This is a genomic window from Amycolatopsis sp. NPDC049159 (assembly GCF_040648295.1).
Taxonomy (GTDB): domain Bacteria; phylum Actinomycetota; class Actinomycetes; order Mycobacteriales; family Pseudonocardiaceae; genus Amycolatopsis; species Amycolatopsis pretoriensis_A.
In genome coordinates, this window is the sequence record NZ_JBEZDL010000013.1 from 60,134 (window position 1) to 77,933 (window position 17,800).

Genomic DNA, 17,800 nt, shown 5'->3' on the forward strand with positions numbered 1-17,800 from the left:
CCGAGACCTCCACCCGCACGTGGGCCCCGCCCCAGAGCAGCGGCCGCGGGCGCTCCCCTGAAACCGGAACTCCAACCGGCCACCGCGGACCTACCAATCGCCCGCTGGACGACCCGCTGAAGCCCGAGACCTCCACCCGCACGTGGGCCCCGCCCCAGAGCAGCGGCCGCGGGCGCTCCCCTGAAACCGGAACTCCAACCGGCCACCGCGGACCTACCGATCGCCCGCTGGACGACCCGCTGAGGCCGGGAGCGCCCCACTCGCGCCGGTGGCGCCGAGCTGCGGGCGTGCTGGGCACCGCCTGCGGCTCCTCGCCAGCCGGCCGCCGCGGCTCTCGGCGAGCCTGGTTGTGCAGCAGGATGCCTCGGCAAGCCGCGGGTGCGCTGGGCTGCCCCGTCGAAGTCGCAAGGCCAGTGGGTCGCCGCGGCGTGCTGAACAGTGCCGTGCCCCTCGGCGGGCCCGTCATGCGCCGAGCGCCTCCCCACAGGCCGCGGCGGCTGGCCGCGGGCCCCCACCAAAGCCGGCAATGTCGGCCGGCCACGGGCGTACTGGACACCGCTGCGAACCGGGGCCCCTCTAGCAGGCCGCGTCGCGCATTCCTGTGGCCAGCAGCTCCCGCAGCGCGTCGGACAGCGACGCGAACATCGGCACCCCCGCGGCCAACCCCGTCACCCGGAACAGCCGGGCGAGCGTGCGGCTGTTCGCCACCACGCAGAACCGGCGGCCCTCGGCCTCAGCCCGTTCCGCGGCCGCCGCCAGCGCGCGGGCGCCGGCCAGGCCCACGAAGGCCACGTGCGTCAGGTCCGCCACCGTCGTCCCCGGTGGGGCCGAGCCCAGCTCGCGCTCGAGGATCGGCAAGGTCAGGGCGTCGATCTCGCCGGCGAAGGTCAGCACGAGGAGACCGGGGCGGTACGCCGTCCGGCGCGCCGTGAGGGGCGCGGACCGGGTCGGGACCGGTGGGGTGGGGGACACGGGTTCGGCAGGCCTTCCGCGCCGGGCGGGCCGGCGACGCGACGGGTGATCAACGACGGGGTCTTGGTACCCAAACCCCCGAACGGGAAACGCCCTATTTCGCGGTGAACGCCGCCCAGAGCCGTTCGGCCGCGCGGTGGGCGGGCTCGCCGGGGCGGATCTCGCGGGTGCCCGGCGGCTGTGGTGCGACGCCGCCGCCGAGGTGCTCCACCAGGGCGACCGCCAGCTCCCGGACCTTGACGTTGAACTCCTGGCTCGCCCGGCGCAGCGTCTGCCACGCCTCGTCGGGCGGGCACCGGCGGACGGCCATGATCGCGCCCTTCGCCTGTTCGATGGCGGCGCGTGAGGCGAGCAGTTCCAGCATCTGGTCGGGATCGCCCGCGGTGGCGGTCTCGGCGACCACCAGGGTCATCTCGGTGAGCTTCTCGTACCGCCGCAGGATCGCGAGCGGGCCGGGGCCGGACGGCCGGTCGAGCGTCGCCGACAGCACGAACGCGCCGGTGTCGTCCCAGTACCCGGGGACCGCGACCGCGCCGCGGACCGCCTCGTACCGGACGTCCGCGAACGCCGCCCCGCCGGCCAGCTCCGGCCAGCGCGGGTCGGCGAACAGGTCGTCCGTCGTGACCGGCGCGCCGGTGGCGTCCGCGAGGGCCACCGGGCCGCCGCGCTCCAGCTGCGCGGGCACGAGGTGTTCGGCGACACCCGCGGTGGCCAGCACCCGCAGCGGCCGGTCGCCGTGGCTGACGGTCAGCGCCGCGCCCAGGCACCCCGGCACCTCACCCGCGATCCGCTCCAGCAACGCCTGCAGCAGCTCGGCCAACGGCTTCCACCGGTCGGCCGCGCTCACCAACGTCTCGGTCACCGACACCTCCACCCGTGTTCCCTTCTTGATTTACCGCATGACGCGCCCGCCCACACCCGGCGGCGCGCCGCGGCGGCGCGGGTGCGTCCGTCCGGCGCAACGCCGCCGGGCCGTCGAACACCGCACAACCCGAACGAGCGGTTTGCCCGCCGCCGCCGGACGGGTAGCCGATCAGTGGAACCCGAGGAGGGCACGATGTCCGAGCGGCGGTACCGGTGATGTTCAGCGAAGTCGTCGTAGTCGGGCAGATCGCCCGCGACCTGGTGATCGAAGTGCCCGAGACGCCGGAGGCCGGTTCCCCGGCCCCGGTGCGGCACCGGCAGGAGCTGCTCGGCGGGAAGGGCGCCAACCAGGCCGTCGCGCTGAGCCAGCTCGGGACGTCGGTGGCGCTGGTCGGCGTCGTCGGCCGGGACCGCACGGGGGATTCGCTGCTCACGCAGGCCAGAGCCGACCGGATCGGCACCTCGCACGTCGTCCGCCGCCCCGGCGTCGAGACGGCGCTGCTCGTGGACGTCGTCGACGAGCGCGGCCGGCGCCGCTACCTCGAGCACATCCCGGACGAAACGCTGCTCACCGAGGCCGACGTCCTCGCCGCGTCGGCGCCGATCTCGGCCGCCGGCTCCCTCATCGTGCAGCTGCAGCAGCCCGCCCCGGTGGCACTGCTGGCCGCGCGGCTGGCGCACACCGCGGGCACCCGCGTGGTGCTGGACGGCGCCCCGCAGGACGACGCACTCACCCCGGACCTGCTCGCCCTCGCCGACGTCGTGCGCGCGGACGGCCACGAAGCCGAGCTGCTCACCGGGCAGCCGGTGCCCGACGTCGCCGCGGCCGCCCGGGCCGCCGCCGGCCTCCGGCAGCGCGGGCCGTCGCTGGTCGTGCTGGAGGTGGGCGCGGAGGGGAACCTCTTCGCCGGGCCGGAGGGCACCTGGTTCGTGCCGCACGTCGAGACCGACGTCGTCGACCCGACCGGAGCCGGCGACGCGCTGGTCGCGGCCCTGACCGCGGCGCTCACCCGCCGCCACCCGCTGGAGACGGCGGCCGGCCTGGCCGTCGCGGCGGCCGCGGCGACGACCGAGCACGCGGGCGGCCGGCCGCACCTGTCCCGTCCGGTGCTCGACCGGCTGCAGCCGAGGCACCTGCAGACCGTCCACGCCTGACCCGGAAGCGGTCACCGGTCCAGGCCCGGCAGGCTCTGCTCGAGCCCGAGCAGAGCCGCGAAAGGGTCGCCACGCTCGGCGAGGCGGGCCGGGACGTCGCGGATCGTCCACCGGTCCGGGGCCAGCTCCGGGTCGTCGAGCTCGTCCCACTCCAGCGGCACCGAGACCGGGGCGCCCGGGCGAGGCCGCACGCTGTACGGCGCGACCAGCGTCTTGTTCAGCACGTTCTGCGTGTAGTCGAGCCGGGCGCGGCCACGGCGCTTGTCCTTGGTCCACGCCCAGCTGACCAGGTCCGGCAGCACCCGCCCGATCGTCCGGGACACCGTTTCCGCCCACGCGCGCGTCTGCTCGTACGTGCAGTGCGCCGCGATCGGCACCCACACCTGGATCCCGCGCTGCCCGGTCACCTTCGGCCGCCCGGTCAGGCCGAAGTGCTCCAGCGCGGTGCGGTGCAGCCGGGCCAGCTCGACGACCTCGGCGAACGACGTCTCCGGACCCGGGTCGATGTCGAACAGCACCCACGTCGGGTGGTCGACGTCCGCCGCCCGGGACGTCCAGGCGTGCAGCTCGAGCGCGCCGTAGTTCGCCAGCCACGCCAAGGTCGCGACGCTGTCGGCGACGACGTACCGCTGGCTCTCCCCCGGCTCCGCCCGCTCGTTGCGCCAGGTCGTCAGCCACTCGGGCGCGTGCCGCGGGACCTCCTTCTGCCAGAAGCCCGGCTCGGTCACGCCCTGCGGGAAGCGCTGGGTGTTGAGCGGGCGGCCCGCCAGGTACGGCAGCATGACCGGCCCGGCGGTCGCGTAGTACCGGATGAGGTCCCGCTTAGTGAGCGGGCGGCGGGGCGCCGGGAAGAGGACCTTGTCCAGGTTGGTGAGGGCGAGCTCGCGGCCCGCGACCGACCACTTGCCCTTGGCGCCGAGCGCGTCGAGCGCCGCCAGCTCGTCGTCGGTCGCCGCGGCGAACCCCACGGCTTCCTCCGCCTCGCCGGCCGGCCGGTCGCCGTGCCACAGCGCGTCGGGCGCGGCCGCCACCTCGTCGTTGGTGCGGCCGCTCTTGACCGAGCGCGGGTGGTCTTCGGCGTCCCAGCCGGCCCGGGCGTGCTCGTCCTGCTTGTGCAGCAGGAACCACTGGTCCCGCTCCCCGCGGTTCGTGCGGACGAGGACGAACCGGCCGGCCAGCTTCTCGCCGTCGAGGTCGAAGTGCAGCGTCCCGTCCTCGATCGCCTTCGCCGGGTCGGCGTCGACCGGCCGCCACTCGCCGCGGTCCCAGACGATGACGTCCCCGCCGCCGTACTCGCCGTGCGGGATCACCCCTTCGAACCCGGCGTACTCGATCGGGTGGTCTTCGACGTGCACAGCGAGCCGGCGGGCTTTCGGGTCCAGCGTCGGCCCCTTCGGCACCGCCCAGCTGACCAGGACCCCGCCGAGCTCGAGGCGGAAGTCGTAGTGCAGCCGGCGCGCCCGGTGCCGCTGCACGACGAACCGGTGACCGGCGGGCCCGGCCGGCTCCCCGCCGGCCGGCTCGGCGGTGCGGTCGAAGTCGCGCATCTCCTGGTAGCGCCGCAGTTTGCGGGCCGGGACGTCTGCCATGCCGGCGGGGTACCCACTATCCGAGTCTTGCCGAAGTCAGCGCAGCGCGGCGCGGATCAGGTCGCGCGCCCGGTCCGCGATCGCCGCGGGCGGGCCCAGCAGCAGGTTGGCCTTGGCGCTTTCGACGCCCGGGTGCGGCCGGGTGGGCGCCACCGCTTCGGCCAGCTTGGCGGTCGCCGCCATCGCGCGCAGCCGCTCCGGCGGCCGGTGGGCGCGCAGCAACGGGAATTCCTCGCGCTCCTCGTGTTCGGCGTGCGCCAGCACGTCTTCGCGCAGCTGCACGAGCAGCGTGTCGAACCCGTCCGCCTCGGGCCCCATCTTCTGCAGCGTCGTCAGCAGCTCCTTGGCCCGGTGCTCCTCCCCGAGCCGCGCGTCGACGACCGGGCCCGCCGCGGGTTCGAGGTCCCGGATCTCCGGGTGCACCACCAGTTCCTCCGCCGTCTCGTGCACCGCGAGCAGCCGCACGAGGTCATGGAACAGCTCCTCGCGCCGGTCGCCGTCGGCGGTCTCCAGCCCGGCGAACAGCGCGCGGATCTCCCGGTGCTGGCGCTGCAGAAACTCGATGACGTCTTCTTCGTTCTCGGGCACGGAAAGCCTCCTCGTTCGGGTGGTGGAGGAGGCTTTCCCCGTCCCGGGCGGGTTACCCGTCCCGCTTCGCCTTTGTGAGCCACACCGCGCCCGCGACGGCCAGCGCGATCCCCGCCGCGGTCCACCACGACCACCACGTGAAGAACGCGACGACCAGCCCGACGGCGAGCAGCACCCCGCCGCCCACCGCGGCGGTGTCGTCGTTGCCCGAGCGCGAGAACCCCCCGGCGACGGCCATCAGCCCACCCGCCCGTCGACCGCGGCCACGACGAGGGCGGCGCAGCGGGCCAGCGGCACCCCACGCTCCCGGGCCATCGACGCCAGGGCCGCGTGCGCGGCCGTCCGGTTCAACCCTTGGGCCGCAAGGACTTCCAGTGCCAGGCCGACGACGTCGGTGGCGGGCGGCGTGGCGGTGCGCACGGGCATCGGGGTACCTCCGGGGCGGTCGGGTGCGACGGACGCGACCGGGTACCCCGCCGCGTCCGGTTCCACACCGCTCCAGCGAACCATTCCGGGTGACGGTGGTTCACCTCCCGGCGAGCCACACCGCGCCGTCCGGGGGCACCCGGCCGTCGTCCAGCGGACCGCTCGCGAGGAGCACCCGCGCGCCGTCCGGGAGCTCGTACGGCTCGCCGGACAGGTTGACCACGCACCCGAAGCCCGGCTCGCGCGTGAACGACAGCACGCCGTCCGGGGCGGGCCGCCAGGTCATCGTCCCGTCGCCCAGCGCGGGGTGCTCCCGGCGCGCGGCGAGGGCGGCGCGGTAGAGGTGGAGCATCGAGCCCGGGTCGCCGTCCTGGGCTTCGGCGGTCAGCGCGCGCCAGCGGGCGGGCTGCGGCAGCCACGTCGGCGCGTCGCCCTCGGTGAAGCCGAACGGCGGTTCCGTGCCCGACCACGGCAGCGGCACGCGGCAGCCGTCACGGCCGCGGCGGGTGTGGCCGGAACGCTCCCACGTCGGGTCGGCGAGCACCTCCTCCGGCAGGTCCTCGACCTCCTCCAGCCCCAGCTCCTCGCCCTGGTACAGGTAGGCGCCGCCGGGCAGGGCGAGCATGAGCAGCGCCGCGGCCCGGGCCCGGCGCGGGTCACCGAAGCGCGTCACGTGCCGGACGACGTCGTGGTTGGACAGCACCCACGTCGCGGGCGCGCCGACCGCGCCGAGCGCTTCGAGGGTCCGGTCGATCACCGCGCGCAGGGCGGTGGCGTCCCACTCGCAGCGGAGGAAGTCGAAGTTGAACGCGGTGTGCAGCTCGTCCGGGCGGACGTACCGGGCGAGGCGGTCCGGCCGGTCGACCCACGCCTCGGCGACGAACACCCGGTCCGGGCCGAACTCGCCGGCCACCTTCCGCCACGCGCGGTAGATGTCGTGGACGCCGTCGCGGTCCCAGTGCGGGTGCCCGGTGCGGTCGGGCGGCTGCGCGATCTCCTCGTCCTCGGCGCCGAGGTCGGGGAACGCGGGGTCTTTGAGCAGGCCGTGGGCGACGTCGATGCGCACGCCGTCGACGCCGCGGGCGAACCAGAACCGCAGCAGGTCTTCGAATTCGGCCCGGACCCCGGGGTTGTCCCAGTTCAGGTCGGGCTGCTCGGGGGCGAACAGGTGCAGGTACCACTCGCCGTCGGCGGCGCGGGTCCAGGCGGGCCCGCCGAAGACGCTGCGCCAGTCGGTCGGCGGCCGCTCGCCGCCGGGGCCGCGGCCCGGCCGGAAGTGGTAGCGCGCGCGTTCGGGCGAGCCGGGCCCGGCGGCGAGCGCGGCCCGGAACCAGCGGTGGTGGTCGGAGGTGTGGTTCGGCACGACGTCGATCAGCACCCGCAGCCCGAGCCGGTGCGCTTCGGCGACCAGCGCCGGCAGGTCGTCGTCGGTGCCGAAGAGCGGCTCGACGGCCCGGTGGTCCTCGACGTCGTACCCGCCGTCGACCATCGGCGAGCGGTACCACGGCGTGGTCCACACCGCGTCGATCCCCAGCTCGGCCAGGTACCCCAGCCGGGAGCGCAGCCCGGCGAGATCACCGGTGCCGTCGCTGTCAGAGTCGGCGAAGCTGCGTACGTAGACCTCGTAAACCACGGCGTCCCGCCACCAATTCGCGTCCATGGCACCGAGTATCCGGGACTCGCCGGGCTAGGCTCGGAACGTGACCTGGGAGTGGGACGCGACCCTGTACGCCGGCAGCGCCGCCCACTACGCGCGGGGCCGGCTCCCCTACCCGGCGGCGCTCGGCACGGCCTTCGCCGCCGAGCTGGGGCTGGACGGCACCGGGCGGCTGCTCGACGTCGGCTGCGGGCCCGGTTCCCTGACGCTGCTGGCGCCGTACTTCGCCGAAGCGGTCGGGCTCGACGCGGACGCGGACATGCTCCGCGAAGCGGCCCGGCCCGGCATCGGGAACTGCCGGTGGGTGCACCGGCGGGCCGAAGAGCTGCCGGCCGGGCTCGGGCGGTTCCGGCTGGTCACCTTCGCCCAGTCCTTCCACTGGCTGGACCGGCCGCGGGTGGCCGCGACGGCCCGCGGGATGCTCGCGCCCGGCGGCGTCCTCGCCCACGTCCACGCGGCGACGCACGAAGGCGCCGAAGGATCCGTGCCGCGGGCCGCGATCGCCGAGCTGGTGCGGAAGCACCTCGGCTCGGTGCGACGCGCGGGCCGGGGCGTCCTGCCCGACGGCACGCCCGGCGGCGAAGCGGAGATCTACCGCGCTGCCGGCTTCGCGGGCCCGCGACGGTTCGAGGTCCCCGGCCCGGTCGTCACCCGGAGCCTGGACGAGGTGGTCGACAGCGTCTTTTCGCTGTCCAGCGCGGCACCCCACCTCTTCGGCGACCGCCGCGGCGAGTTCGAAGGCGAGCTCCGGCGGCTGCTGCGCGAGGCGAGCCCGGCCGGCACGTTCACCGAACGGTTCCGCGAGATCGCCGTCGACCTCTGGACGCCGGTCACCAGGGGTTGTTGAAGTCCTCGTCCTCCTCGGCGGCGGTGCGGGGCCGCCGGGTGGATCGCGGCTCGTCCCGCCCGGGCCGCGCCGGCGGAGCCGGGGCCGACGGCGCGAACCCGCCGGGCCCGGGGTACTCCTCCGCGGCGAACGCCGAAGCCGGCTCGGCGTGCGACCGGTCGGTGCTCCAGCCGGACTTCGTCTTGCGCTGCGCCATTTCGCGGACGTGCTGGACGTACCGCTCGGCCGCCTGGACCTGCTTGGTCATGTACTCCTGGGAGCGGGCCTTGATCTCCTCGCCCTGCTGTTCGCGCAGGGCACGGCGATCGGCCTGCTCCCGGACCAGGCCGTCCAGCTCCGCCTTCATCCCGGCGATGTCGCTCATGCGCGCCCCTCGCCGACGCTCGGCGCGGCCTGAGCGGCACGCGCGGTGTTCGATGATTCGCTCGCAAGCTCACTCATGCGTCTCCCTCACCAGCTCCGGCGGGCGGTCGGCGGGTCTTCGTCGTCGTTGAGGGAGCCGATGATCCGGCGGCCGGGCTCACCGAGGTTGTCGAAGACAGCGCCTTCGATCCGGTAGGCGGGCGACTTGCGTTCGGTGTCTCCCCCGCCCGCGCCTTGGCCGCCGCCCATGGCACCCATGCCCGCCATCCCGCCGCCCATCGACGAGCCCGGTGCGCCGGTCGCCCCGGCGGCCGCGGGCGCGAACGCCGCGACGGGCTGCGGCTGCGCGCCGCCCGCGCCGGTGTGGGCGCCCCCGGACATCGGCGTCTCGCCGAGCCCCGCGCCGCCCGGGTCGAAGCCCGCGCCGGTGAGGCCGGCCCCGCCGTGCGAACCCCCGCCGATCCCGGCCGGCGACGGGCTGCCCCCGCCGCCGTGCGAGCCGCCGCCGTGGTCCCCGGCGCCGTGGTCTCCGGCCCCGTGGTCGCCGGCGCCGGGGTCTCCGGCGCCGTGCGGCTTGAGGTCCTCGAGGGTGCCGCGGTGGGTGGGCAGGTCGTCGTCGAGCTTCTTCGACGGCGTGTCCCCGAGCGCGTCCGACGGCTTGTCGTCTTCGCCGAGGGTGTAGGTCGTCGGCTTCCCGGTGCCGTCGTCGACGGTGACGACGGTCGGGCCGTCCGCGCCGTCGGGCCGCTCCGCGGTGATCTTGAGGTCGCCGTCCTGGATGTGGATCTTGCCGTCCGGGCCCGGGCGGTAGCAGTCGTCGTCCGTCCCTTGTGGACCGTCGGTGGACTTGCCGTCGCCGGACCAGTCGAGCTTGAAGTCCTTGGGGTCGCCGGGTCCGTCGCCGACCTTGATGTCCATCTTGCCGTCGTGGTCCGGCTCGGTCATCTCGAAGGTCTTGTCGCCCTGCTTGACCTTGAGGACGTCGGGGTCGTCGTCGCCCTTGGCGTCGGGCTTGCCGTCGCCGTCCTTGTCGCCGCCGAGCAGGCTGTCCGGCTTGCCGTCGCCGTCCTTGTCCGCGAGCGGGTCGTCGGGCTTGCCGTCGCCGTCGGCGTCCAGGCCGGTGTCGCCCGGCTCGGTCTTGATCGGGTCGCCGTCCAGGCCCTTGAGCGCGTCGGCCGCCTTCTTCTTGGCGTCTTCCACCGCCTGCTGCGCGTCGGCCTTGCCGTCGTCACCGGAACCGGAACCGTCACCGGAGCCGGACCCCTCGCCGCCGCCCGAGCCCGAACCGCCGCCGAGGCCGCCGGCGCCGTCGTCGGTCTGGATGCCGGGGCCGCTGAACTCGCTCAGCGCGTCCGCGGCCTTCTTCTTGGCCGCCTCGGCAGCGGCGGCCGCGGCGTCCTGGCCGCTCGAGGACGGGGACGGCGTCGAGGAGGGCGACGTGCCGTCCGAACCCGGACCCCCGCCCGAACCCGAGCCGCCACCCGGACCACTGCCTGCCCCGCCGCCCGAGTCACCGCCGAGTCCCGCGCCCGCGCCGGAGTCCGTCTGGATGCCGGGGCCGCTGAACTGGCCCAGCGCGTCCGCGGCCTTCTTCTTGGCTTCCTCCGCGGCCTGGGCCGCCTGCTGCTTGGCCGCCTCCGCCTGGGCCGCGCCGTCGTCCTGGCCGCCGCCCGGCGAGCCGGAACCGCCGCCCGCGGAACCGCCGCCTCCGGTGGACCCGTCCGGGATCGGCGGGATCGAGCCGCCGGAGCCGGAGCCCCCACCCGAACCGCTGCCGGAACCACTGCCCGAGCCGCCGCCCGCCCCGCTGGGTGTGTCGGTGCCGGAACCCCCGCCGGAGCCGGAGCCCCCGCCCGGCGCACCGGAGCCCGAGCTCGTGTCGGGGATCGGCGGCACCTGGCCACCGCCCCCACCGGTGCCCGAACCACCGGAACCCGAGCCGGACCCACTGCCCGAACCACCGGAACCCGAGCCGGACCCACTGCCCGAACCACCGGAGCCGGACCCGCCGCCCGAGCCGCTACCCGAACCGGATCCGCCGCCCGAGCCACCCGGACCGCCACCGGCGCCGCCGGTCGTGCCGGGACCACCGGGACCGCCCGAGCCCGCGCCGCCGGTGCCGCCGGCGCCCTCGAACTCGTTCTTGACGCTGCCCATGACCTTGTCGAGGGCGTCGTACGCCTGGTCGACGAGGTCCTTCGTGTCCTTGCAGGTCTTTTCGAAGCCCTTGTACAGCCGGTCCCACATGTCGGGGTTGAACTGGTTCTGGATCCACTGCTTGGCCAGGTCCTGGCCGTGCTTCTTGATCTCGTCGCCGTCGCAGCAGCCCTGGTCGTTGAGGGTCTTGACCAGGTTGGTGCCGAAGTTGAGGTCCATCCAGCCCGCGATCTGGGCGAGGTCCTGCTCGTTGCCGTGCTCGCCGCTGGCGACCGCGACGACCTTCTGCGCCATCGTGTAGTCGGCCTTGCCGACCAGGTCGGTGTACATCCCGATGACGGCGTCGGCCTTGCCCTTGCACAGCTGGAACACCGTCGTGGCGGTGTTCTTCGTCGCCTCGCTCGCGTTGCCGAGCGTCTGCGACAGCTTGGCCGCCTTGGGCTGGATCTTGTCGTTGTAGTTGTCGGACGCCGCATCGGCACCCGCGCCGCTCCAGGTCTGGTACAGGGTGCCCAGCTGGGAACCGGTGTCCTGCACCGTCCGGTCCACCGTCTCCGAACCGCGCTTGAAGTGCGCGGCGTCGGCGACGAAGTCCGCGAAGCTGATGCCGCGCTGCTCGTCGAACGGCGTGCGGATGTCCTTGTCGAGGTCGAGCGCGCGGGTGTTGCCGCGGCAGTCGTCCGGGATCTTGGCCAGCAGCGAGCCGAACGTCTCGAACAGCTTCAGCGCGGGCGCGGCGGCGTCGAAGATCTCGTCGGACGTCTTCGTCCCGCTGGTGGTCCCGTCGTCACCGGACGCGGGCGGCTGGCTGCCGTCGAGCTTCGACTTGCCCTCGTCGACGGCCTTCTTTTCCTGGTCTTCGTTGTAGGAGTTCTGGTCGCCGCTCTGCTTGGCCTTGTCGAAGGCCTCGTCGACCGACTGCCCGGCGAACAGCGGGTTGGCGCTGTACGCGTTCGCGTACTTCTCCGCTTCCTGCCGCTTCTGCTTGATCTCGTCCGGTTCCTGGTCGGCCAGGAACGGCGGCGGTGGCGGGTTTTCGCGCAGCCAGCTGCTGATCAGCGCGCTCTTCTGGCCCGCGGGGACGCTCGGGTCGTCCAGCAGCGCCTTGACGTCGGACCACTTCTTCTTCTCGTCCGCCATCAGAGCGTGCCCCCGGCGTTGGTGATCGCTCCGGACTGGTTGTCCTCGTTGGTGCTGTAGTTCGACCCGGCGGTGCCGAGGTTGGTGCCGAACGACCCCAGCGTGCTGCTGTAGCCGGAGACCGCGGCCCACAGCGCTTGCGCGCCCGCGGTGTACTTCGTCGCGTGGGTGCCGTGCGCCCGGCCGAACTTCTCCGCGGTCACCTGCGAATTCTGCAGGTCCGGGTTGTCGTCCAGCAGGTTTTCCGCCAGGTCACCGATCGTCTTCGAGGCCGTCGACAACGCCTCGGTCGTCGCGGTGTACCCCCCGCCGCTCATTTCAGCGCCTCTCCCTCAGTTCCGCCAGTTCCCAGGGCTTCCGCGAGCACGGCGGCCACCGAACCCACGTCGGTGAACCGATCGAGCTGGTCCAGGTCGATCGTCACGCCGTAGTAGACCTCCAGCGCCGCCAGCAGCTTGATCCGGCCTTTCGAGTCGATCCCCAGCTCCTCCAGGGGAGCGTCGGGCTCGACGAGGGCCGGGTCGAGCCGGAAGGTCTCGCTGACGACCTTCGTGACCTCGGCGCGGTGATCACCCACGGTCGCCACCATAACGTGCCTTCGCGGCCGACCGGGCGACCTTCCCGCTGGAGGTGCGCGGAAGTCCACCGGAAGGGACCAGATGCACCCTGCGGAGGGTGAGAGCGTGCTCGGCGGACACCGCGCGCAGCACGGCCCGGGTCACTTCCTTGACGTCCGCCTCGGCCCCGCGCGCCCACTCGGCGACCACCACCGCGCCTTCGCCGTCGTCGTCGGTCACGCCGAACGCGGCGACGCGGTCGCGGCGGACGGCCGGGTGGGCCTCCGCGGCCGCGGCCTCGATGTCCTGCGGGTGGAAGTTGCGGCCGTCGACGACGATGAGGTCCTTGAGCCGCCCGGTCACGTAGAGGTCGCCGCGGTGCACGACGCCGAGGTCGCCGGTGCGCAGCCAGCCGCCGAGCCCGTCGAGGACGCCGCCGAACGCGGCGGCGTCGCCGCGCCCCCAGTAGCCGGTGGCGACGTTCGGGCCGTGGATCCAGATCTCGCCGACGGTGCCGTCGGGCTGCTCGTGTCCGTCGTGGACGATCCGCACGCGCTGCCCGACCGGCCGCCCGACGGACACCAGTTCCTGCCCGTCGACGATTTCGACCGCCTGCCCCTGCGCGAGGGCTTCGCGGTCGAAAACGGCGCCGCGCGGCCCTTCCGGCCCGGCGCTCGCGACGTACACGGTGGCTTCGGCGAGCCCGTAGGACGGCCGGTACGCCTCGCGCCGGAACCCGTGCGGGCCGAAGACCGCCAGGAAGCGTTCCCCCGTGCCCGGGCGGACGGGCTCGGCGCCGTTGAGCGCGACCCGCACGTCCGAGAGGTCGAGGCCGTCTTCCGCGCCGGCCTCGGCCGCGAGGTCGTAGGCGAAGTTCGGGGCCGCGGTGAACACGGCGGGGTAGTCGGCCAGCTGCCGCAGCCACCGCCGCGGCCGGTGCACGAACTCCGCCGGCGCCATGAACACCGCCCGGCCGCCGGCGAAGACCGGCAGGCACAGCAGCTGGATCAGGCCCATGTCGTGGAAGAACGGGATCCAGCCCGCGCAGGTCGTGCCTTCGTCGACGGCGTAGGCCCGGCCGCCCTGCCAGCAGGCGGCGACGATCGCCCGGTGCGGGATCACCGCGCCCGCCGGCTCGCGCGTCGACCCGGACGTGTACTGCAGGTACGCGGGCGCTTCCGGGTCCGGGAACACCGGATCGGCGCCCGGGCCGGTCAGCTCGTCGACCACGACGACGTGCTCGTGCGCGGGCAGCCGCGCCGCCGCGGCCGCCGACGTCAGCCACACGCGGGCGCCGGAGTCGGCCAGCACTCCGGCGAGCCGCTCGGCCTGCGCCGCGTTCGACGGCACCATCAGCGGGACCGCGACGAGCCCGGCGGCCAGCGCGCCGAAGAACGCGAGCGGGTAGGCGAGCTCCTGGCCCGCGAGGATCGCGACCCGCTCCCCCGGCTCGGCGGCCCGCCGCAGCTCCCCCGCGACCACGCGGACCCGGGCGGCGAACTCGGCCCAGGTCAGCGTGTGCTCGGCGGCGTGGGAGTGGTCCTGGTGGGTGTAGAGCGGCCGCGGATCGTCCGCGCGGGCGAAGAGCCGCTCCACGATCGAGACGCGCAGCACGTCCTCGGGCACGGTCACCGGCGCGGTCGGACGGGGCACGCTGCGGAACCTACCGGTCGGCCCAGAGGTCCCCGAGCCCGGCCACGTCCACGACCGCGCACGTGCGCGGGAACAGCGTCCCGGTGAGGAAGTCGCGCGTCGCCGCTTCCCGGCCGGCGCAGGCGTCGCGCAGCACGACTGTGCGGAAGTCGCGGTCCATCGCTTCGCGGACCGTGCTCAGCACGACGCCGCTGGTGCTGATCCCGGCGAGGACCAGCGTCGTGATCCCGCGCGCACGCAGCCGCGCTTCGAGGCCGGTGGTGGTGAAGGCACCCACGCGGATCTTGCGCACCCGGACGTCCTCGTCCTCGGGCACGAGCCGCGTCGATCTGCGTGGCGGGCGCGTCGGCGTGCATCGCGGCCCGGTGGCCCGCGGTCGCGATCGCCGCGAACACGCTCGTTTCCGGGATGGCGTCGAATTCGGCGTCTTCGAACGCGACGCGCACCCAGCCGACGTGCCCGCCGTGCGCGCGGACGCCGCCGATGGCGGCGGCGCAAAGCGGTGCGGTCCGGGTCAAGCGGGGGCATCTTCGTCCTCGGGCCGGGGGGTGCGGCGGGGCAGGGCACGGTCGAACACGGTCAGCAGCAGGAACAGGACGCCGATGCCGACGAGCAGCAGCGCGAACCCGTGCAGGCCGGCGGTTTCGGCGGCGGGGCCGAAGAAAGCGCCTTGCAGCGCGGAAGAGACGATCGCGCCGAGGTAGCCGAAGGTGCGCAGCAGCCCGGCCGACGCGGCGATGTCGGTGGGATTCGCCTGGCGGTACACGGAGTTCTGCAGCGCGAGGCTGTTCAACCCCTGCGGCACCCCGGCCACGAGCGCGATGACGACGAGCAGCCAGACGGCGGCCGAGGCGTCCAGGGTCAGCAGCAGCGCGCAGCCCGCGAGCTGCCCGACCGCGGCGACGACCAGCTTGCCGCGCACGGCTTCCCGGCGGCCGCTGACGAGGGAGACGACGATCGCGGTCGCGAACAGCGGCAGTGTCGCGAGCCCCGCCTGGGCCGCCGACAGGCCGCGGGCGTGCTCGAGCCATTGTGTGTAGCCGTAGAGGAAGCTGTACGCGACAACGTAGGCGAGCAACGCGCGGCCGTAGGTGCGCAGCAGCGGGCCGTTGCGGCCGAGCAGCCGCAGGTCGATGAACGGGTGCGCGCAGGTCAGTTCGCGAACGGCGAAGCCGATGGCCCCGGCGGTCGCGAGGACCGGCAGGTACCACTGCCCCGCGGCCGGGTGCATCAGGAACAGCAGCAACGCGACGAGCATGCCGGCGAACAGTGCCATGCCGGGGAAATCGAGGTCGAACCCGCCTTTCGACGCGCGTTTCGGCGCCTTCAGGAAGCGGCGGGCGCCGAGGACGAAGGCGACGAGCGCGATCGGGATGTTGATCGCGAAGGTCGCCCGCCAGCCGCCGACGCCGATCAGCAGGCCGCCCAGCGCCGGGCCGATCACCGAGATCGTCTGGGTCGAGACCGCCAGGACCGTGAGGACGGACGCGGGGCTGTCGTGGCCGGTGCGTTCGCTTTCGTCGCGGATCAGCCGCATCGCCGCCGGGTAGCCCGCGCAGGTGCCGAAGCCGAGCACGACCCGGGCGGCGATCAGCACGCCGAGGTTGGGCGCGAACGTGCCGAGCACGCCCGCCACGCCGACCAGCGCCGTGGCCGGGAGGAACAGCCGGCGCGGGCCGTAGCGGTCGATCAGCCGGCCGGCGACCGGCTGCCCGACGGCGGTGGCCAGGTACAACGCGGAGATCAGCCACGCGGTGGCCGACGCGGGCTGGCCGAACGCCACGCCGATCGGCACCAGCGCGACCGCGATGATCGTGGAGTTGACCGGGTTGAGCACCGCGCCCGAGATGAGCGGGGCCAGCAGCTTCCGGTCGAACCCGGCCCGCGGCCGTTCGCGCGTCGTCATGGTTCGACGATGCGGCCGAGCAGGGCGAGCGCCTCGTTGACCACGGCGACTTCGGCTTCGGTGAGCTGCTCCGCGAGCGCACGGGCCAGCCACTCCTCCCGTGACGCGCGGGCCCCCTTGGCGTGCGCGCGGCCTTCGGGCGTGAAGAAGATGAGCTGGCGGCGGCCGTCTCCGGGGTCGTCCTCGCGGCGCACCAGGCCGAGCTTTTCCAGCGCGGCCACGGTCGCGGCCATCGACTGCGGGCGCACCCGCTCGGCGCCGGCCAGCACGCTCGCCGTCGTCGGCTCCAGCTTCGCGAGCCGGGCGAGCGCCGAGGCCTGCGCGGACGTCAGGTCGCCGACCGCCGTCGCGTCCATCATCTTCCGCCGCAGCCGTCCCACGAGCACGCGCAACGCCTGCGCGGCCGCGATCGCCGGAGCGGGAACCGTTTTCGGAGGCATATCGACAGGGTAAACTGATCAGGCAACCCTGTCGAGTTTCGCCGACGACGGCGCCGGTGATTTCCGGTACCTTCCGGGCCATGGCCTCACCGGAAGCACTGGTCTCCGCGCTCGCGGACCCGGAACGACTGCTGCTGTTCGCCCGCATCTGCGCCGCGCCCGAGGGGCTGCCGGCCGGCGAGGTCCCGGCCAAGCTCGTCAGACGGCTGGCCGACGCCGGGCTCGTGACCGCCGACGGCGACCACTACCGGCCGGTGCCCGGCGTCTTCCGCGAAGCGCTCGCGAAGGGGCCGACGGACCCGCTCGACGGGCTGTTCCGCCACGGCAGGCTCGTCACCATCCCGCATTCGGGCAAGCGGCGGCAGCTGCTGCTCGCCCACCTCGCCGAGCGGTTCGAGCCCGGCCGCCTCTACACCGAGCAGGACGTCCGCGAGAAGCTCGTGATGGTCCACGACGACCACGCGACCCTGCGCCGCTACCTGATCGACGAAGGCCTGCTGCAGCGCAGCAACGACGGCGGTGCCTACGGGCGCCCGTCGGAGGCCCGCGCCGCCGGCTGAGTCGCGGGCAGGTCGAAGGACGCCAGCACGGCGGGGTCGGCGAACACGACGTTGTGCGCCACGCCCGCTTTCGTCACGGTGAACACCTGCAGGGTGTGCAGCCGGTACACCCCGGTGCCGTCGCGGCAGTACGCGACCAGCGCGGGCTGGCCGTTGGCCGTCGCGGGCGTCATCCGCCAGTCCGGGCCGCGCACGGCGAACAGCCGCTCGAGGAACCGGCCGTAGTCGTCGCGGCCGCGGAACCACAGCGGCACCGGCGGCATCTCCATCACGACGTCGTCGGTCAGCAGCCCGACCAGGCCGGCGACGTCGGCGCGTTCGAACGCCCGCACGTAGCGGTCCAGCACCGCGCGCACCGCCGCGTCGGCCGGCTCGGCGACCTCCTCCACGGACAGCCCGCCGAGGCCGGCCCGGGCCCGCTGCAGCGCACTGTTGACCGAGGCCGGAGTGGTGTCGAGGAAGCCGGCCACCTCCGCGGCGCTGAACTCGAGGACGTCCCGCAGGATCAGCACCGCACGCTGCTTCGGCGGGAGCGTCTGCATCGCCGCCAGCAAGGCCAGCCGGAGCGTGCCCCGGCCGGGGTCGTCCGAGCGCGCGTCCGGGAACGGCTGCAGCCACGGGATTTCGAACGACGGCGTCAGCGGGGCGGCCGGGTCTTCACTCGGCCGGCCGAGCCCGGACGGCAGCGGGCGCCGGGCGCGTCCCTCCAGCGCGGTCAGGCAGACGTTGGTCGCGATGCGGTAGAGCCAGGTGCGCACCGAGGCCCGCGCCGGGTCGTAGCCCGGCCACGCCTTCCAGGCGCGGACCAGCGTGTCCTGCACCAGGTCCTCGGCCTCCTGCACCGAGCCGAGCATGCGGTAGCAGTGCGCCAGCAGCTCACGGCGGTGCGGCTCGGTGGCCGCGGCGAAGTCCGGCATCGGCGTCCC

Annotated in this window: 19 protein-coding genes; 3 read left to right on the forward strand and 16 right to left on the reverse strand. The window is 74.4% G+C overall.

Annotation, left to right across the window (positions count from 1 at the left end):
• Nucleotides 1-576 precede the first annotated feature (576 nt).
• Together AB0B33_RS24320 and AB0B33_RS24325 are read right to left on the reverse strand one after the other, a co-directional pair.
• Nucleotides 577-972, reverse strand: a complete 396-nt coding sequence (locus AB0B33_RS24320; RefSeq protein ID WP_247024132.1) for an STAS domain-containing protein — start codon at nucleotides 970-972, stop codon at nucleotides 577-579.
• A gap of 94 nt (nucleotides 973-1,066) precedes the next feature.
• Nucleotides 1,067-1,834: an ANTAR domain-containing protein gene (locus AB0B33_RS24325; RefSeq protein WP_360775656.1), complete on the reverse strand. Its 768-nt coding sequence runs from the start codon at nucleotides 1,832-1,834 to the stop codon at nucleotides 1,067-1,069.
• A gap of 218 nt (nucleotides 1,835-2,052) precedes the next feature.
• Here AB0B33_RS24325 and AB0B33_RS24330 point away from each other — a divergent pair, with 218 nt between their 5' ends.
• Nucleotides 2,053-2,991: a PfkB family carbohydrate kinase gene (locus AB0B33_RS24330; protein ID WP_360775658.1), complete on the forward strand. Its 939-nt coding sequence runs from the start codon at nucleotides 2,053-2,055 to the stop codon at nucleotides 2,989-2,991.
• An 11-nt stretch (nucleotides 2,992-3,002) separates the two neighbouring features.
• On the opposite strand, the gene ligD is transcribed toward AB0B33_RS24330, so the two are convergent.
• From ligD to AB0B33_RS24355, 5 genes are all read right to left on the reverse strand, one after another.
• Nucleotides 3,003-4,580: a non-homologous end-joining DNA ligase gene (ligD, locus tag AB0B33_RS24335; protein ID WP_360775660.1), complete on the reverse strand. Its 1,578-nt coding sequence runs from the start codon at nucleotides 4,578-4,580 to the stop codon at nucleotides 3,003-3,005.
• Between the two features lie 36 nt (nucleotides 4,581-4,616).
• Nucleotides 4,617-5,168 carry a hemerythrin domain-containing protein gene (locus AB0B33_RS24340; protein ID WP_360775663.1) on the reverse strand — a complete coding sequence of 184 codons (552 nt, stop codon included), beginning with the start codon at nucleotides 5,166-5,168 and terminating at the stop codon, nucleotides 4,617-4,619.
• Between the two features lie 52 nt (nucleotides 5,169-5,220).
• Nucleotides 5,221-5,406 (reverse strand): hypothetical protein, encoded by a 186-nt coding sequence (locus AB0B33_RS24345; RefSeq protein WP_247024137.1) that lies wholly within the window; start codon nucleotides 5,404-5,406, stop codon nucleotides 5,221-5,223.
• Nucleotides 5,406-5,594 (reverse strand): hypothetical protein, encoded by a 189-nt coding sequence (locus tag AB0B33_RS24350; protein ID WP_360775666.1) that lies wholly within the window; start codon nucleotides 5,592-5,594, stop codon nucleotides 5,406-5,408. Before AB0B33_RS24350 ends, AB0B33_RS24345 begins: the two co-directional genes overlap by 1 nt.
• A 100-nt stretch (nucleotides 5,595-5,694) precedes the next feature.
• Nucleotides 5,695-7,254, reverse strand: coding sequence for a glycoside hydrolase family 13 protein (locus AB0B33_RS24355; protein WP_360775669.1), 1,560 nt, complete (start codon nucleotides 7,252-7,254; stop codon nucleotides 5,695-5,697).
• A 40-nt stretch (nucleotides 7,255-7,294) separates the two neighbouring features.
• Here AB0B33_RS24355 and AB0B33_RS24360 point away from each other — a divergent pair, with 40 nt between their 5' ends.
• On the forward strand, nucleotides 7,295-8,098 hold the full coding sequence (locus tag AB0B33_RS24360; RefSeq protein ID WP_360775672.1) for a class I SAM-dependent methyltransferase: 804 nt from the start codon (nucleotides 7,295-7,297) through the stop codon (nucleotides 8,096-8,098).
• On the opposite strand, the gene AB0B33_RS24365 is transcribed toward AB0B33_RS24360, so the two are convergent.
• From AB0B33_RS24365 to AB0B33_RS24400, 8 genes are all read right to left on the reverse strand, one after another.
• The gene (locus tag AB0B33_RS24365; protein WP_360775674.1) at nucleotides 8,082-8,462 is read right to left on the reverse strand and encodes a hypothetical protein; all 381 of its coding nucleotides are present in this window, start codon (nucleotides 8,460-8,462) and stop codon (nucleotides 8,082-8,084) included. The two genes, AB0B33_RS24360 and AB0B33_RS24365, sit on opposite strands and share 17 nt — an antisense overlap.
• Nucleotides 8,463-8,548: 86 nt before the next feature.
• Nucleotides 8,549-11,758: a WXG100 family type VII secretion target gene (locus tag AB0B33_RS24370; RefSeq protein ID WP_360775676.1), complete on the reverse strand. Its 3,210-nt coding sequence runs from the start codon at nucleotides 11,756-11,758 to the stop codon at nucleotides 8,549-8,551.
• Nucleotides 11,758-12,075 (reverse strand): hypothetical protein, encoded by a 318-nt coding sequence (locus AB0B33_RS24375; protein WP_360775679.1) that lies wholly within the window; start codon nucleotides 12,073-12,075, stop codon nucleotides 11,758-11,760. The genes AB0B33_RS24370 and AB0B33_RS24375 overlap by 1 nt, the downstream gene beginning before the upstream one ends.
• Nucleotides 12,072-12,335 (reverse strand): acyl carrier protein, encoded by a 264-nt coding sequence (locus AB0B33_RS24380; RefSeq protein WP_247024143.1) that lies wholly within the window; start codon nucleotides 12,333-12,335, stop codon nucleotides 12,072-12,074. Before AB0B33_RS24380 ends, AB0B33_RS24375 begins: the two co-directional genes overlap by 4 nt.
• Nucleotides 12,328-13,968, reverse strand: coding sequence for a fatty acyl-AMP ligase (locus AB0B33_RS24385; RefSeq protein WP_360775682.1), 1,641 nt, complete (start codon nucleotides 13,966-13,968; stop codon nucleotides 12,328-12,330). Before AB0B33_RS24385 ends, AB0B33_RS24380 begins: the two co-directional genes overlap by 8 nt.
• A gap of 10 nt (nucleotides 13,969-13,978) precedes the next feature.
• Entirely contained in the window at nucleotides 13,979-14,284 is a 306-nt protein-coding gene (locus tag AB0B33_RS24390) for a cysteine hydrolase (protein WP_360775685.1), read from the reverse strand.
• 198 nt (nucleotides 14,285-14,482) lie between these two features.
• Entirely contained in the window at nucleotides 14,483-15,874 is a 1,392-nt protein-coding gene (locus AB0B33_RS24395; RefSeq protein ID WP_360775688.1) for an MFS transporter, read from the reverse strand.
• A complete protein-coding gene (locus AB0B33_RS24400) occupies nucleotides 15,871-16,314 on the reverse strand; it encodes a MarR family transcriptional regulator (RefSeq protein ID WP_360775691.1) in 444 nt (147 codons plus the stop codon). Before AB0B33_RS24400 ends, AB0B33_RS24395 begins: the two co-directional genes overlap by 4 nt.
• An 80-nt stretch (nucleotides 16,315-16,394) precedes the next feature.
• Here AB0B33_RS24400 and AB0B33_RS24405 point away from each other — a divergent pair, with 80 nt between their 5' ends.
• On the forward strand, nucleotides 16,395-16,874 hold the full coding sequence (locus AB0B33_RS24405) for a DUF2087 domain-containing protein (RefSeq protein WP_360775694.1): 480 nt from the start codon (nucleotides 16,395-16,397) through the stop codon (nucleotides 16,872-16,874).
• On the opposite strand, the gene AB0B33_RS24410 is transcribed toward AB0B33_RS24405, so the two are convergent.
• The gene (locus AB0B33_RS24410) at nucleotides 16,838-17,791 is read right to left on the reverse strand and encodes a sigma-70 family RNA polymerase sigma factor (RefSeq protein WP_360775696.1); all 954 of its coding nucleotides are present in this window, start codon (nucleotides 17,789-17,791) and stop codon (nucleotides 16,838-16,840) included. The genes AB0B33_RS24405 and AB0B33_RS24410 overlap by 37 nt on opposite strands.
• Nucleotides 17,792-17,800 lie beyond the last annotated feature (9 nt).